This window comes from Serratia sp. CMO1, assembly GCF_015689115.1.
Taxonomy (GTDB): Bacteria; Pseudomonadota; Gammaproteobacteria; order Enterobacterales; family Enterobacteriaceae; genus Serratia; species Serratia marcescens.
Window position 1 is genome coordinate 3462297 of the sequence record NZ_CP065032.1, and the last position, 14626, is coordinate 3476922.

At 55.5% G+C, this 14626-nt stretch carries 17 protein-coding genes and 1 tRNA gene; 8 read left to right on the top strand and 10 right to left on the bottom strand.

Annotated elements, in window-relative coordinates:
* The first annotated feature begins 121 nt into the window (after nt 1-121).
* Nucleotides 122-196 (top strand) — tRNA-Arg (locus IT763_RS16525).
* Between the two features lie 93 nt (nt 197-289).
* On the opposite strand, the gene IT763_RS16530 is transcribed toward IT763_RS16525, so the two are convergent.
* From IT763_RS16530 to IT763_RS16545, 4 genes are all read right to left on the bottom strand, one after another.
* On the bottom strand, nt 290-1564 hold the full coding sequence (locus IT763_RS16530) for a lactonase family protein (protein WP_241005480.1): 1275 nt from the start codon (nt 1562-1564) through the stop codon (nt 290-292).
* Between the two features lie 20 nt (nt 1565-1584).
* On the bottom strand, nt 1585-2385 hold the full coding sequence (locus IT763_RS16535) for a helix-turn-helix domain-containing protein (RefSeq protein ID WP_016926835.1): 801 nt from the start codon (nt 2383-2385) through the stop codon (nt 1585-1587).
* Between the two features lie 703 nt (nt 2386-3088).
* The gene (locus tag IT763_RS16540) at nt 3089-3310 is read right to left on the bottom strand and encodes a hypothetical protein (protein ID WP_004936288.1); all 222 of its coding nucleotides are present in this window, start codon (nt 3308-3310) and stop codon (nt 3089-3091) included.
* A gap of 6 nt (nt 3311-3316) precedes the next feature.
* Nucleotides 3317-4285, bottom strand: coding sequence for a DUF4013 domain-containing protein (locus IT763_RS16545; RefSeq protein WP_049300090.1), 969 nt, complete (start codon nt 4283-4285; stop codon nt 3317-3319).
* Nucleotides 4286-4513: 228 nt separating this feature from the next.
* On the opposite strand from IT763_RS16545, the gene IT763_RS16550 reads away from it, so the two are divergent.
* The 3 genes from IT763_RS16550 to dsdC all read left to right on the top strand — a co-directional run bounded on the left by IT763_RS16550 (nt 4514) and on the right by dsdC (nt 7791).
* Nucleotides 4514-6010, top strand: coding sequence for a helix-turn-helix transcriptional regulator (locus IT763_RS16550; protein WP_206194850.1), 1497 nt, complete (start codon nt 4514-4516; stop codon nt 6008-6010).
* Nucleotides 6011-6144: 134 nt separating this feature from the next.
* The gene (locus tag IT763_RS16555; RefSeq protein WP_016926832.1) at nt 6145-6396 is read left to right on the top strand and encodes a CsbD family protein; all 252 of its coding nucleotides are present in this window, start codon (nt 6145-6147) and stop codon (nt 6394-6396) included.
* Between the two features lie 465 nt (nt 6397-6861).
* Nucleotides 6862-7791: a DNA-binding transcriptional regulator DsdC gene (gene dsdC / locus IT763_RS16560; RefSeq protein ID WP_206194851.1), complete on the top strand. Its 930-nt coding sequence runs from the start codon at nt 6862-6864 to the stop codon at nt 7789-7791.
* A gap of 11 nt (nt 7792-7802) precedes the next feature.
* Here dsdC and IT763_RS16565 read toward each other — a convergent pair whose 3' ends face one another.
* The 3 genes from IT763_RS16565 to IT763_RS16575 are packed head-to-tail and all read right to left on the bottom strand — an operon-like array spanning nt 7803 to nt 9369.
* Nucleotides 7803-8105, bottom strand: a complete 303-nt coding sequence (locus tag IT763_RS16565) for a hypothetical protein (RefSeq protein WP_033639734.1) — start codon at nt 8103-8105, stop codon at nt 7803-7805.
* Between the two features lie 3 nt (nt 8106-8108).
* Nucleotides 8109-9032 (bottom strand): DMT family transporter, encoded by a 924-nt coding sequence (locus IT763_RS16570; protein ID WP_206194852.1) that lies wholly within the window; start codon nt 9030-9032, stop codon nt 8109-8111.
* Nucleotides 9033-9078: 46 nt separating this feature from the next.
* Nucleotides 9079-9369 (bottom strand): hypothetical protein, encoded by a 291-nt coding sequence (locus IT763_RS16575; protein WP_206194853.1) that lies wholly within the window; start codon nt 9367-9369, stop codon nt 9079-9081.
* Between the two features lie 397 nt (nt 9370-9766).
* On the opposite strand from IT763_RS16575, the gene IT763_RS16580 reads away from it, so the two are divergent.
* The gene (locus IT763_RS16580; RefSeq protein WP_015378636.1) at nt 9767-10918 is read left to right on the top strand and encodes a porin; all 1152 of its coding nucleotides are present in this window, start codon (nt 9767-9769) and stop codon (nt 10916-10918) included.
* A gap of 57 nt (nt 10919-10975) precedes the next feature.
* Here the strand turns inward: IT763_RS16580 and mltB are convergent, their stop codons facing one another.
* Complete coding sequence (gene mltB / locus IT763_RS16585) at nt 10976-12064, bottom strand: lytic murein transglycosylase B (protein ID WP_206194854.1); 1089 nt, start codon at nt 12062-12064, stop codon at nt 10976-10978.
* Nucleotides 12065-12349: 285 nt separating this feature from the next.
* Here mltB and IT763_RS16590 point away from each other — a divergent pair, with 285 nt between their 5' ends.
* Nucleotides 12350-12802, top strand: a complete 453-nt coding sequence (locus tag IT763_RS16590) for a DUF805 domain-containing protein (RefSeq protein WP_164053304.1) — start codon at nt 12350-12352, stop codon at nt 12800-12802.
* An 83-nt stretch (nt 12803-12885) separates the two neighbouring features.
* Nucleotides 12886-13323: a hypothetical protein gene (locus IT763_RS16595; protein WP_004936322.1), complete on the top strand. Its 438-nt coding sequence runs from the start codon at nt 12886-12888 to the stop codon at nt 13321-13323.
* A 122-nt stretch (nt 13324-13445) separates the two neighbouring features.
* Here the strand turns inward: IT763_RS16595 and IT763_RS16600 are convergent, their stop codons facing one another.
* Nucleotides 13446-13694 carry a hypothetical protein gene (locus IT763_RS16600; protein WP_206194855.1) on the bottom strand — a complete coding sequence of 83 codons (249 nt, stop codon included), beginning with the start codon at nt 13692-13694 and terminating at the stop codon, nt 13446-13448.
* 187 nt (nt 13695-13881) lie between these two features.
* Here IT763_RS16600 and ypdK point away from each other — a divergent pair, with 187 nt between their 5' ends.
* Complete coding sequence (gene ypdK, locus IT763_RS16605) at nt 13882-13956, top strand: membrane protein YpdK (protein WP_099782600.1); 75 nt, start codon at nt 13882-13884, stop codon at nt 13954-13956.
* A 66-nt stretch (nt 13957-14022) separates the two neighbouring features.
* Here the strand turns inward: ypdK and IT763_RS16610 are convergent, their stop codons facing one another.
* Nucleotides 14023-14547, bottom strand: coding sequence for a cytochrome b (locus IT763_RS16610; protein ID WP_016926819.1), 525 nt, complete (start codon nt 14545-14547; stop codon nt 14023-14025).
* Nucleotides 14548-14626 lie beyond the last annotated feature (79 nt).

The window sequence follows — 14626 nt, forward strand, 5'->3', positions numbered from 1 at the left end:
GGTTAGGCGAGGAAATTTCGGCGCTAACTGGCGAGGTATTGAGCAAACGCGCCGCTAAGCGCTTATTCTGCGGGTAAAAAAAGGTATAATGCCTCGGCAGCTTCGGTTGCCAGCCCGCAGCGTCCCCGTAGTTAAACGGATATAACAAGCCCCTCCTAAGGGCTAGTTACTGGTTCGATTCCAGTCGGGGACACCATTATTTATTATCAAGCCATTCCCCATCATCAGCACCCGCAATCCCCCTTCTCCACGCCTCAGACCCGATTTCCTCCGCGCGTTATAATTGGCATCAATTAAAAAACTTGATATCCGTCGGCGTAGAAATCGTCGCCGCCTCACCTTTGGCCTTCAACTCGCCCGTCTCATCATCGAAATCGAACAGCGTAACGGTATTGGTGAACACGTTCGTGACATAAAGATGGTTGCCGGTGGCATCGAAAGCGAGCGCACGCGGCTCAATGCCGCCGGCCTCATAGCGCGTCGTCTCCCCTGGCAGCCCATCCCCACCAATTTTTAATACCAGCAAATGGTTATCGGCACCGCGATTGGTGGCAATAAGATATCTCCCGCTCGGGCTGAGGATAATGGCTCCGCCGCTTTTCGCCTCCGCGGAATCCTGCCCGCCGTTCAGTTTCACTTTTCCTTGTAGCGTCAATCGATGGTCACTGACGGTAAACGCCTCGATTTCACCCGCCATTTCGGTGATGACATAGGCATACTCGCCTTTCGGCGAGAACACCATGTGCCTTGGGCCGGCGCCTGGCGCAAAGCTGACATCGCGCGATGCATCCGCCTGTAACGGCTGTGCGCTATCCGAGCGATAGCGATAGGCGTGCAGCTTGTCCCCGCCGAGATCCGCCACATACAGATATTTACCATCGCGGCTGAAGGTGGTTGAGTGCGCATGGCCCCCTTCCTGGCGCCCCTGCACGACGCCAGAACCTGATATAAACGGATAATGCTGCACCCGTTCACCCAGTTTGCCGTCACTGCCAATTGGCAATACCGTCATCCCCGCGCCGCCTTTGGCGACGGAGTAGTTGGCGACAAACAGAAACTTGCCATCCGGACTGAGGGTGGCGTGCGTCGGCTGCTGGCCCGCACTGTTCACCGTATTCAGCACCCGCACGCTGCCAGCGTCGTCTATTGCCAAGGCGGTCACCGTTCCCGCGTTCTCCTCATTGGTGGCATAGGCGAAACGGCCATCGCGAGATTTTACGATCCACGATGGGCTGTTCATTTTAACCACGTCGAGCAGCGTTAACGTGCCGTCGCCATTAACCGTCAGGCGATAGAGCCCTTCGCTGGGTCTTGCCGGTTTCTGCACCGCAGGCGCATCCGGAATATGGGTCCAGGTACCGACTAACGCTATTTGCTGATGTTCCCGATTATTGGCCATCGCATTTCCTGAAAACATGAGAAAAATTAACACCGCAGTTAATTGAATGCCCGGCCGGCCTAAGCCGGCAACGATTGTTCGGCCAGGTGCAGACAATATAGAAGATAGCATAAAGCGAGCTTGAGGCCGCTTATTAATCGAGTCGAGAGATTTTTCTCTATTCATGATGTTTTCTTGCCTCATCACTATGTCACAGGAATAAGTATATCGACATTGACAACCTTCCCATTTAGATCCTCTTGCCTGTATAACTCTATAAAAAAGCTCTCCCGCATTTTGACATTGATAGCTGGCAGATAAGCGTCATACATTACATCGAAAAAGTCAATATATTCTGACAACTCCCCCGTAAAGGGAATGACAATATATTTACCCATAGGGATATAGAAGTTAAAAATGGAATGGAAAACCTCTTGCCCCTTGCTGTTGGAATGCCATTTATTACTCCTTTTCTTTTCTACATTACATGCCCCCCGCTGCTTGCTTAACCATTTTTCATTGGTCTGGGCAATGTCGCCGGCATCTCTGAATTTTCTTATAGAATGAAAAATCAGCGATTTGTAATGCTTTAACATCTCAATGTCATCCGGCATGACCGTGTGGTAGAAATAGGGTTTCTTATCGTTGCCATACGGGGGGATCTGCGTGGAAAAATCCCACCCCCGGCTGTTTCTAAAGCTGTTGGGCGTTTCGCCAAAGAAACGTTTGAATGCCCGCGTGTAACATTGTTGTGAGGCAAACCCGGATGCCAGGGCGACATCCAATATGTTCCCTTGGTGCTGTTTGAGCAGAATAGCAGAGCGACTCAGTTTTCTATTTCTTATATAAGTCCCTAGCGTTATACCAAAATAATGCTTAAACAGCCGTTGCAAATGCCATTTAGAGTAACCTGAGATAATGGAAACCTTTTCAACTGACAGCCCCTCGACAATATTCTTTTCCATATATTCCAATACCTGCAAAAGAATATCTTTTCTGTAATCCATATGTGCTCCTTGCTTTTATAAGATTCGCGTCCTTTTTATTAAAATCGTTAACCAACCAAACCAAGTCATTAAGATTAATCCTAAAAAAAACCAGCCTGTCAATTCATTTTTTTCGGCATAGGAAAAACTATCGCATAAATAACTGAAAATGATCATGTTATATAAATCTCTCCGCAAGAAACCCATAAAACAAAATCAACTCGCGTAAAGTGCACTCATCAAAGATGCACTTGCCACACCAGGTAGAATCACACTTTTTGCTAATTGTTTTACCTTAAAGTGTTTTTTACAGCCAGATTTCATGGCCGAATAGGAATTTCATCATCACAAATGAAAACGCATTTTATATGCTTGGCCCGCCGATAAAACGTACTGCGGAAGAGATATAAAAGTATGGCCGGCAGTCAAAGAAGACGGGAGGGATAAGCTCAAGGCTGAACATCGGTCTCTATAATCTCGCGTCGCAATAGCGCGTTTCTTTTTTATCGTTCCTGCGCAGAGAAAACGGATATCTTAACAAACCTTGCTCGATGCCCTATTTTACAAACCGCGCCCATTGGGAACCCTGTCTACGCCCATGAATCGCCCATATCTCCCCCGGCAAAATACCGAGCCGACTCGCCCGCGCCTTGTTGTCAGAACGGCCGGCGGCCGCAAACAAAAAGCCCGGCTCGCGAGGCAGGGCTTTTCATTAACGGCCTGATTAATCAGCCAGGTTGTCGATCTCTGCGGACCTGTGCTTGCGCAACAGGTACAGCAGCAAAGACACCCGCCGCTCGGTGCGCTCCGGAGTATCCGGCGGCAGGTTGTAGCGCAGGGTATAACGCTCGTTGTTCTCGTTGCAGAAATCGATGACGAGCACGGGAGCTGAGGCCCCCGCTACTTTTCGATAATTCAGCGAGATGCACGACAGATTTTTTTTCATCTCAACTTACCGCGCGACAGTGCGGCGGGTTGATTCGGCAATCCGCCCCACGCCGGCGCTCAACGCAGCGCCCAACAGCAGCACCAACAACGACCCCCACGCGGCGCGAGACAGCTGTTTGGCCGCTTCATCGGCCGCTTCACGCGCTTTCTGTTCGGCCTCGGCCTTGAGTTTTTCCACTTTCTGCACCGCCTGCTGGTAAGCCTGAGCGTAGTTATCGACGATTTGGCTCGCTTCATCGCGGCTCTTGCCGGTGCGCGCCGCAACGATATTCACCAACGCATCCTTGTCGGCCGCGCTCAACGTCGGCTCACCGGACTGCTTGACGCGGTCGAACCACTGCTTAAGCTCAGAGGCGGCCTGCGCCGGATCGGCAGCCGCGTCCATGGCCGATTGTTTGCCATCAGCGGTCGCTCTATCGGCCTTCTGTTCTAACCGAGACGGATCCAGTTCCGGTTTGCCGGTCTGCTTGAGCGTGGTGTTCAACTGATTTTCCAGGCTTCCCCAGTCAAGGCTGATGCCCTTTTTATCCAGCTGCTGCTTGAGGCCTTCGCCCACGTTTGGCGCCGCCGCCGCCAGGCCGCTGCCCGCCAGCGAAAGCCCTTTGCCCACCGCGCTGCCCGCCAGCCCCACCACGCCGCTCGCCAATGAAACCATCAGCCAGGTGGTCAGCAAGGTGGTGATCGCCCAGCTCAGCAAACCATGCAAGCCGCCGCGATTCGGTGCAGCGCGGCCGGCGACGAACGCGCCTGCGGCCAGCGATGCCAACGTTGAAACCAGCAGCCAGATCCCGGTGCCGGTGCCAAAGCCGCTCAGCGGATTGCCCTGTTGCATCATATCCACGGCCTGAGCGCCAATAGCCGTGCCCAGCACGCTGAAGGTCAGATAAGTCACCAGCGCCACGGCACTCCCGGCCAATATCGAGCCCCATGACACCTGAAACGCTAAGCGATTTGATTCATAGACAGTGGTCATCGTTGTTCCTTATATTTTCTGGACAAGTGATTGCACGCACGGCGGATAACCGCGCAGACAAATTCAGTCTGCCGCGCGGCGTTGTCGGCCGTCCCGGTTCATTTGCATCAGAATGCCTAGTGCATTCACACCCTGCGAATACGCACGTTATGCACTAAGCTGCTCAGCGAGTAGCGTAACCCGCGGCCCCCTTAAGCGGCCGTCCCCCTTCTGTCTAGCGGAGAACACATGAGCCAATCCGTTTTGGCCAGCGAAACCCACCGCGGCCACCTGCAGCAAATCATCTCCGGCTTGTCCGACGGCGTGATCCTGACGGATACCGATCAAACCTTGCTATGGGCCAATGAGGCCGCGTTGGCCATGCATGGCGTGAGTCATCAGAAAGCTCTGGGGGCCGATGCCGGCGAGTACGCGGCGCGTTTTGCCCTGCGCTATCGCAACAATCATCCGCTGGTTTTGGAACAGTACCCGCTGAACCGGGTTGCCGAAGGCGAAACCTTCACCGATGTGGTGGTGGAGGTTCGCCAGGTCGACGATCCGGACAGCTTCTGGGTGCACCGCCTGCGGAGCCTGATTATCACCGATGCGCAGGGGCAGCCGGAGCTGCTGGCGCTGATCCTGAGCGACGCGACGGAGTGGGCCAGCGCCGAACAGCGTTTTGAAAAAACCTTCAACGCCAATCCGGCGCCGGCGGTCATTTGTCGGCTCAGCGACCTGCGCTACGTCAAGGTCAACCAGGGGTTCCTTGATATGACGGGTTATCAGCGTGAACAGGTCATGGGGCGTTCGGTTTATGAACTCGACGTTTTGGAACAGGCGGAGCACAAAGAGCTGGCGGTGCAGCGCCTGGGGGAAGGCGCCACCATCCCGCAGATGGAGGCCGAGCTGAAACTGCCCGGCGGAGGAAGCAAGCTGGTGGTGGTTGCCGGCCAACCGCTGGATATCAATGAAGACGACTGCATGCTGTTCACGTTCACCGATCTCGAACCCCGACGCCAGGCGGAATCGGCGCTGCGAGAAAGTGAAGAGCGGTTCGCCAAGGCATTTCGCCTGAGCCCGGTGCCGACGTTGTTATGTACCGCGCACGAACGGCGCGTGCTGGATGTCAACGAAGCCTTCACCCGCGCCACCGAGTACGCCGCCGAAGACTTGATCGGCAAGACGGTCGGAGAGATCCCGTTTATTGACGATCCGGAGGCGAACCGCCGTTTGTTTGCCGCCCTGGAAAAAAGCGGCAACGTCGAAGGGCTGGATATCCGGGTGCGCAAGAAGGGGAGCGAGTCGATTGAATGTGTGGCCTCGGCGGATGCCGTCAGCATCCACAATGCGCCCTGTTATCTGCTGGTGCTCATGGACATTACCGAACGCAAACGCTCGGAGCTGGAGCTGGTAAGCGCCATCGAAGAAGTGATGCAGGACGCCTCCTGGTTCAGCCAAACCCTGATCGAAAAACTGGCCAACGTGAAAAGCATCAACCGGCCCGACCAGGCTGGATTCACCGCCAGCGATCTCACGCCACGCGAGCGCGATGTGCTGGAATTGATTTGCGAGGGGCTGCCGGACAAGAAAATCGCGGCGCGCCTCAATCTGGCGCTCAACACCATCCGCAATCATGTCGCGACGGTCTATTCCAAACTCGGCGTGCACAGCCGCAGCGAAGCCATCGTCTGGGCCAGAGAGCGCGGGCTGTTTACCGGCGGAGCGGCCTCCAGGAACGGCAAGTAGCCTGCAAATGCACTACCCAAACAGATGCAAACGCCCCTTATAGGCCAAAAGTGAAGTGCATAACATGGCGGTGCAAATGCAGGCTTTCGCTCTGTGCGAACGCCAAACGGATCGAACCTTAGGAGCACATCATAATGAACAGCGAAAAAGCCAATGGCATGATGGACAAAGTGGCGGGCAAAGCGCAGGAAATCGCAGGTGACGTCAGCGGTAACGAACGTTGGCAGGCCGAAGGCGTCACGCGCCAGGCAGTGGGCGCGCTGCAAGAAAAATACGGCGACGCCCTGAGCTGCGCCGGCGGTATGATGAAGAAAAACCCCCTCGCCGCGTTGGCACTCGTTGCCGGCGCAGGTTTGTTGGCCGGCCTGCTGCTGCGCCGCCGTTGATACGCGCCGGCGAGCAAACCGCTTTTCCCTGAATGTCGCGCCCGGAGGGTAACCACCGGGCGCAGTTCTATCGGCCTGAGGGGGCGTAGTATTATCGATTGATGCCTCCGCTCGTTTGCCGCTGGGATTAACGCGTATTCTGTGTCGCCATGCGACAAATTATTGCGGCGAAAACGTTATATCCCGCAGGGAACATGAGCCTTTATCGTTCAGGCTGCGCACACCGTCTTTACTCGCTGCTTAACGGCACGTCTTTTTATTATATTCGTCCTATTGCTGATTATCATAACCCTCTCACTCAGTGCGCCCACTGCCTGTTATTTCCGGTTGTTATGCAAGCAAGTGAATTTCCCTTCAACATAACGATATCTCTCAGCGTAAAAACTGAATATATCAATCAGTCTGGGTTTATCCTCCGCGCCATTAAATGTTAATATTGCCGTATTATGCGCATGGAGAAATAGCATGTTCCCCAGTAAAAAACATTCGCAGCGGGCAACCCCGCTGACCAGCTATCAATTTTCCCGGCTGCATACTTTCGAATGCGTCGCCCGTCATTTATCTTTTGCGCTGGCGGCGCAAGAATTGTCGATCACCCCCAGCGCCGTGAGCCACCGCATTAATTTGCTCGAAAAGGAATTGGGTTTTCTGCTATTCCAACGCTTTCATCGCCGAATTACGCTGACGCCGGAGGGCGAGCGCATGCAATGGGCGCTGGACAGTTCCTTCAACACCTTGAATCAGGAAATCCTGGACATTAAAAATCGCGAGTTGACGGGGACCTTGACCCTCTACTCGCACCCGTCCCTGGTGCAATGTCTGCTGCTGCCGCGCATCGGCGACTTTATCGCCCAACACCCCACCATTCACCTCAATATTCTGACCGGGCAGGAAATCATCAACCTGGCCGACCGCGGCGTGGATCTGGCGATGTACTTCGGCAAACTGCCCTCGGGGCGGCATCTGGACGAAGCTTTTATGCAGGAATCAATGGTGCCGATCTGCACACCGCAGTACGCCGCCGCACATAACCTGTACGATGCGCCGGAAAACCTGGCCCATTGCACGCTGCTGCACGATCGCTACAACTCCGGCGAAGATGAGTGGCAAACCTGGTCGCAACATTTTGCGCTGGGGCTGGATACCGACAGTAAAAGCATGGAGTTCGACCGTTCCGATCTTGCAGTGCTGGCCGCCACGCGGCACCTTGGCGTCGCCATGGGGCGGCTCAATCTGGTGCAGGACTGGATCAAAAGCGGCGAGCTGATCATTCCGTTCACCGACATGACCGTGCCCTGCGAGCACTGCTATTTTATCTCGACCATTTCCGAACGGCAGTGGCCCAAGATCCTCGCGTTTAAGCAGTGGATCATGAAAATCTCCCCTCTGGTCTGATGGCCGGAGGGTTAGCGCTCTATTTTGGGAGAATAAGAAAAATGCAGCGCGCAGGCGTAGAGCCGGCCGGCCTTTGAATAAGAGATATATTTGCGGTTTTTATCCCAGGCCAGCAGGGTATTATTGGCAAAATAATAAACCTCCAATTGCATCCCATTAGCCAACCTCGCCCAACCCCGGCTTCTTATTACGGTGAAATCACCGTTATCGCTGAGCGTAATCAACGGCACGCCCCAAGCATAGCGGGATATTTGCAGCTGAATAATGAATTGGCTTTCGCAGCTTATTTGGTAGTTCTGTACATCAACATCCATAATTTATATTTTTGGTACCACCCTTCGGTCAACATAAATAAGATATGAACAACTCACTACGATTAACCCCAGTACGATCAGCACGGCACCCAATACAAATTCAATTTGCAATGGTTCGCCGAGAATGACGGCCCCCGCCAGGATGCCGAATACCGGCGTCATAAAGGTGAGAATGCCCAGCGAGGAAGCCTGATAACGGCGCAACAGTGAAAACCAGATCAGGTAGCTGAAAAACGACACGATCACCGTTTGGAACAACAGGCTGCTCCAGACCACGGGGCTCAGGACAACGTGCAAATTGTCCGTCGCCAGCGCCAGCAGCGACAGCAGTACACAGGCGCCCGTCAACTGGAACAGCAGCGTCTGTTTGGCCGGGCACTCCGCCAGGCACGTGGTACGGATCACCAGGGTAGAACCGCCCCAGGCGATCCCCGCCAGCAGGCCATAGAAATCGCCTTTCAGCCGATCGGCCCCGCCGCTTCCCTCGGCCATGCCCGATATGGCCAGCACCACGCCGCCAAAGGCGATGAGCATGCCCAGCCACTGCACCGGCGACAGGCGCTCCTGACGGATCAGGAAATGCAGGCCAAGGGCGGAAAACAGCGGCGCGGTGTACAAAAACACCGCCATATGCGAGGCGCTGGTATAGCGCAACCCTTCGGAGACAAAAAAGAACTCCAGCGCGAACAATGCCCCTACGCTCAAACCGGCGCTCAGCGTGGCGCGATCCCAGGTGAAACACTCGCCGCGGCAACGCGCCAGCAGGTATACCCCCAACGCGGCGAGACCCGAGCGAATGGCAATTTGCAGCACCGCCGACACATCCGCTTCGGCAGCCTTGATCGCCACCTGCTGCATTCCCCAGATGGCGCAAAGCACCACCATGGCGGCCGCAGCCCTGCCGTCAATACCGATTCTTGCATTCATAATAGGATTCTCGCCGCCGTTGAAATAATCACAGGCTGCCGTCGCGTTATTCTTTATACACCACGATTTCCTGATAAATTTTAATAACCTCACCATCGCTGTCGACGGAGTCGGTATATTCAGTTTGCTGCGCCAAATGAATCACCTTCCATCCTTTGCGCGCCAGTTCCGGGATCGTCAGGCGCCCCACGCCGCGGCAGGAAAACAGGGTATCGTCAGACAACCTGAGTTTACTAACCTCTGCATAATCATAAGCTTGAGAATGACAAACGTGCGATTCCGCCGCCATCGCCGGTAATGAAAACAGCCCCACCAACAACATGAACAGATTCCTCATGGCGACCTCCCAATCGCTTATTCCTGCCGACCGATTACGCAGAAAGCGGCTAACGTTAATACGGCGGTGACAGGCTTTAATTAATTATCTCTTGCACGGATAAAATTACAGGCTGACGCCGATGACTGACAAATGAAAAATATAAACCTTGGCGTTAGATGAATTCATCCGAATCGAAAGGCATGAAAAGCGGCCCTTTTCACCGCACGAAATGGTCAAAAACCGGCCAGTAATTAGCAAGAAAAGTAATTATTTATTTTATCGTTTATGTTACAAATGCCGCCCGCCGCTAAAACACCAAAAAAACCGTCAAAATGCGTGAAAACGCAGCGTTCTGCGCAAAACATCGGCATGGCGGCGCTGATGGGGGCGGTCATACATAAAACAGGGATAACACATGGCAATGAAATTGCGCGTATTGACTCAAGCGGTGGCGCTGGGTCTGGCGATCGGCAGCGCGTCGTTCGCCGCTCAGGCGGAAATCACCCTGCTGAAGCAGGATCCGCAGGCTGGCGATCCGCTCAGCCGCCTGAACTTCACCGTTGGCGGCAGTATCCGTCCGCAGTTCAACAACATGACGGGCGACGGTGACAAGGGCTCCTACAAGCGTAACGGCTTCGACGGCGGCACCCGCTTCCGTTTCGCGGCGGACTACTACCTGTTCGACGATATCAGCTGGATCAGCTACTACGAGCTGGGCGTGAACATTCCGGCGCTGTTCGACTGGGATCACCACTATGCCGACGGCGCGAGAAACACCAGCCGCCGCATGCTGTACACCGGCCTGAAAAGCAACACCTGGGGCCAGATGACCTTCGGTCAGCAGAACAGCGTTTACTACGATGTGGTTGGCGCCAAAACCGATATCTGGGACTACGACATGCTGGCCCAGGCACCGGGCAACGGCATCAACGGCGACTACGACGGCTCTTATCGCTCACGCAAAATGCTGAAGTACAAGAACCGCTTCGGCGATGCGGACGTTTACGCTTCGTACCTATTCAGCGACAGCGACTATCTGCCGGGCAACGGCCTGCGCTACAAGCGCAAAGGCGGCGGCTCACTGGGCGTGGATTACCACATTACGCCGGATCTGACCTGGGGCACCGCCTGGAACTACACCCGCGCCGAAATGCGCAATCCGTCCACCAGCGGCAGCAAGAGCTATGACCAGAACATTTTCGGTACCGCCATCAGTTGGAAACCGGACAACTGGACCCTCACCTTCGGCGGCGGTTACTACAACGACTTCCTGACCACCAAGAAAGCCGACATCAATAATTACTTCGCCGGCGACGCATGGGGTATCGAATACCTGGCCGGTTATACCGTGCCGGTTGGCCAGTACGCGGTGAAATCGGTGATGCCGTACTTCATGGGCGACCGCCTGGAATACATCACCGGCCGCAACTACCAGCGCATCGACAACGGCCTCGGGGTTACCGTGCAGTTTGACTACGGTTTCCGCGTTGACGTGGAGCATGTGCTGACATCGAGCACCGACAACCTCGGCGATATGACCGTGGTGCGCCTGCGCTACGATTTCTGATTGCTCAGAACGCAAAAAAGGCCGCGCAAGCGGCCTTTTTCGTTTATTGACGCAGCGTCAGAAGCCGCCGCGCGCCGAGCGCCCGACCGCTTCGCCCAGTTGCCATACCGCCATGGCGTAATGGGTGCTGTGGTTATAGCGGGTGATGACGTAGAAGTTCGGCAGGCCGTACCAATACTGGTAGCCGGTGCCGATGTCCAGCCGCAGCAGGCTGGCTTCCTGATTATCGCCAAGCGAGCCCTGCGGGCTTAGGCCGGCTTCCGCCAGCGCGGCGACCGAGTAGCGCGTCTTGAAGCCGTTTTCCAGCCCCGGTGCCTGGCCGTTGGCCTGAATGGCGACCGGCTCGCCTTTGGACCAGCCGTGCGCCTTGAAGTAATTGGCCACGCGGCCGATGGCATCGACCGGATCCCACAGGTTGATATGCCCATCGCCGTTGAAGTCGACCGCGTAGCTTTTGAAGGAAGAAGGCATGAACTGCCCATAGCCCATCGCGCCGGCAAAGGAGCCGCGCAGTTCGAGCGGATCGTCGCCTTCAGTGCGCGACATCAGCAGGAAGGTTTCCAGCTCACCGGCGAAGTAATCGGCGCGGCGCGGGTAGTTGAAGGCCAGCGTCGCCAGCGCGTCGATAATGCGGGTTTTACCCATTACGCGGCCCCAGCGGGTCTCCACGCCGATAATCCCCACGATGATCTCCGGCGGCACGCCGTATACCTGCCAGGCGCGCTGCAGCGCATCCTGATATTGATTCCAGAACACTACGCCGTTTTGCACGTTATCCGGAGTGATGAACTTGTTGCGGTAGCGCAGCCAGGAACCGTTCGGCCCGGTTGGGCCCTGGGTAGACGGCGTCGGCGCCTGCCTGTCCATCAGCCGCAGCACCGAGTCCAATCGCCGAGCCTGCGCCAGCACGTCGTGCAGCTGCTGCCGGTCAAACCCGTGTTCCTGCACCATCTTATCGATGAAGCGCGCGGTATTCGGGTTATTGGCGAAATCCCCTCCCAGCGGCGCGCCGCTGTGCGCCGGGCTCAGCAAAAAGCCGCCCTTTACCGGGGTGCTCTGCGGCGTAGCGGTGGTACTGGGTTTCGGCGTGCTGCTACAGGCAGCAAGCAAGGTAATCAGCGGTAAAAGCGCAACCAGGTGACGCATCGGATATCCATATAGCCATGCAAGAGATAAGTGGGAGTTATGTTAATGCATTGTTCAACGCGAACAAACAGGATTATGCCGCCAATTACCGCGCCAGGTAGCCAAACGTGCCAAATTGTGACGTTTTGCACGGTGAAAGGACGCCCGGTGCGACCGCGTGGAATCTCAACCGCGACTAAATGAGAAAAGTTATCACCTTGACGCCCCCGTTTGCCCCGTTAAAATGCCCGGCTGCTTGCCATCCGGCCGCCGCCGGGCGGTCAATGATTACGACAACGGACTGTGATGGAATCTCTCGGACAACTCGCCAAAGACCTTTACCGCGGGCGCATCTCGCGCAAACCCTTTGTTTTCTCGCTGGCGATCTTCGCCGTTGGCATCGTGCTGTTGTCGTTTCTGTCGACCTACCTGGATAAAAACCATTTTCGCGCCCATGCGCACGGCGACACCGAGGAATTCGTCTCGGTGCTGCTGTATCTGCTGTGCATCATGGTGTGGGCGCTGTTCTGTTTTGGCCTGGTGGCGTGGTTTATGGCCAAAACCGCGTTTCGGCTCAACGATATCGGCCTGCCCGGTTGGGCGCTGGCCGTGGCGTGCTATGTGTGTTCGGTGCTGAACAATTACTCTCCCGGCCCGGTGGCGCGCTGGCTGCCGCTGTTCAGTCTGGCCGTCATGATCTGCGCCCTGCTGTTGCCGCCCGATGTGCGGCGTCGCAAGCCGCGTGAACATGCCGATTGAGCGCCATTCTGCTCAAGGCTATGGCTATCCGCCGGCCGCGCCGTCACAATAGCGCCTCATTCTGGTTTCAATCAGGGATTGCCATGTACAGCCACTACCCCGCCCATTACACCTTCGATAGCGACAGCGACGCCTGGCAGATCGGTTTCCACGACTTCCCCGAGTGGCAATCTGCCTGCTATAAACGCGAAGACATCGAGCTGGAAGCGCAGGAAAGCCTGCTGGCCGCCATCGCCGCCGCGATGGATGAAGGGCTGCCCCTGCCCGCCCCTTCTCCTTCGCAAACCGATGACTTGAGGGTACATCTGCCGGCGCTGGTGGCGCTGAAGATCGAACTGCACAACGCGATGCTGCGCAAAAACACCGGTAAAGCGGCGCTGGCGCGCAAGCTGGGTTTCAACGGCGGGCAAATGGAGCGGTTGCTGGATATCGGCTACGCCTCAAAAGTGGAAGCGCTGGAGCAGGCGTTGTATCTGCTGGGCTACGAAGTGCGCGTGACGATAAGTGAAGTTTGCCAATAAGTTAGCGGCAGGTAAGCGAAATATTATCCAAGGGGGCTAAATTTCCCCCGTTTTGCGCCGATATGATGGCTACCTAATCACTTGTCGCAACAACGAAGGCTAAAAATGGAGTGGAGTCGCCGTCATATTTGGGCCGTTATTCTGCTGTCTTGTCTCGTTTTTTGGGTCATTTTGGCGACCGGCATCAACGCCGTCGCCTGAGCGCCTGCCACCGTATTGCAATACCCGATTTTAAAGCCCGCCACACGGCGGGCTACTTTCTGTCGCTTGCTTATAAAAAGCGTTATAAAACAGCCCGCACTGTTTAAAAAATAGCCTAAAATTGTGATCAAAAACACAGTATTGAAATCAGACCAGTATTGAGAGTACATTAGCGCCGATCCTGTCGCGGTTCGGATTTTACCTCACGGAGCATGAGGCGCGACAACCGGACACCCGGCGCTCGAGGACGTTGTTCTTTCGCTTGGAAGAATCCGCCCGACAAGCCGGTTGTCCATAAAACACTCAGCACAACAATCGGGATCATTGCTGGCGAGGACTCCAGACAGGAGTTGTTCAGTGAAATATTTTTTGATGGGCGTGTCATTCATGCTGGTTGCCTGGGTTGGCACCTTCATGTTGATGGTTGCCTGACAGCAGCCACACCAGGAACACAGACAAAGGGACGCGCAAGCGTCCCTTTGTCGTTTCGGCTAGCGATCATTTGCCCGGCATCATGCGGCGCAGGGTGTCGTCCTTGCGCAGGTAGTGGTGATACAGCGCCGCCAGCGCATGCGCGCCAATGATAAAGTAGCCAACGTTTGCCAGCGTCTCATGCACCGTTTTAACCAGCTTGCGCATCACCGGCTCCGGCGTCACCCAGTGCGGCACCGGCCAGCCCAGCAAAGACCACGATTTCCCGCCGTAGGCCAGGGTTAACATGCCCAGCAACGGCAACATCAGGAAGACCACGTACAGCAGCCAATGGAAAATCTTCGCGCCTACCTCCTGCCATTCTTCCAGCGGGGGCGTGGTCGGCGGCGCAGCGTGGAAAGAACGCACCGCCAACCGAATCAGCATCAGGACAAAGACCGATACCCCAAAGTTGAAATGCAGATTTTTGACCATCGGCGCCCACGCCTCCGGCACCGAATCTTTTAGCAACATCGCCGCATAGGTGAGGATCACCATCAGCAACGTCAGCCAATGTAAAACGATTTGCGATCGCGCGTAGCGGTTGCTCATTCACTCTGTCCAAAAAATAAAATTCAGCGTAGTTGAGCATAATGGGGAAATAATGAAGAAAACCTTGGGACGGAAAAAA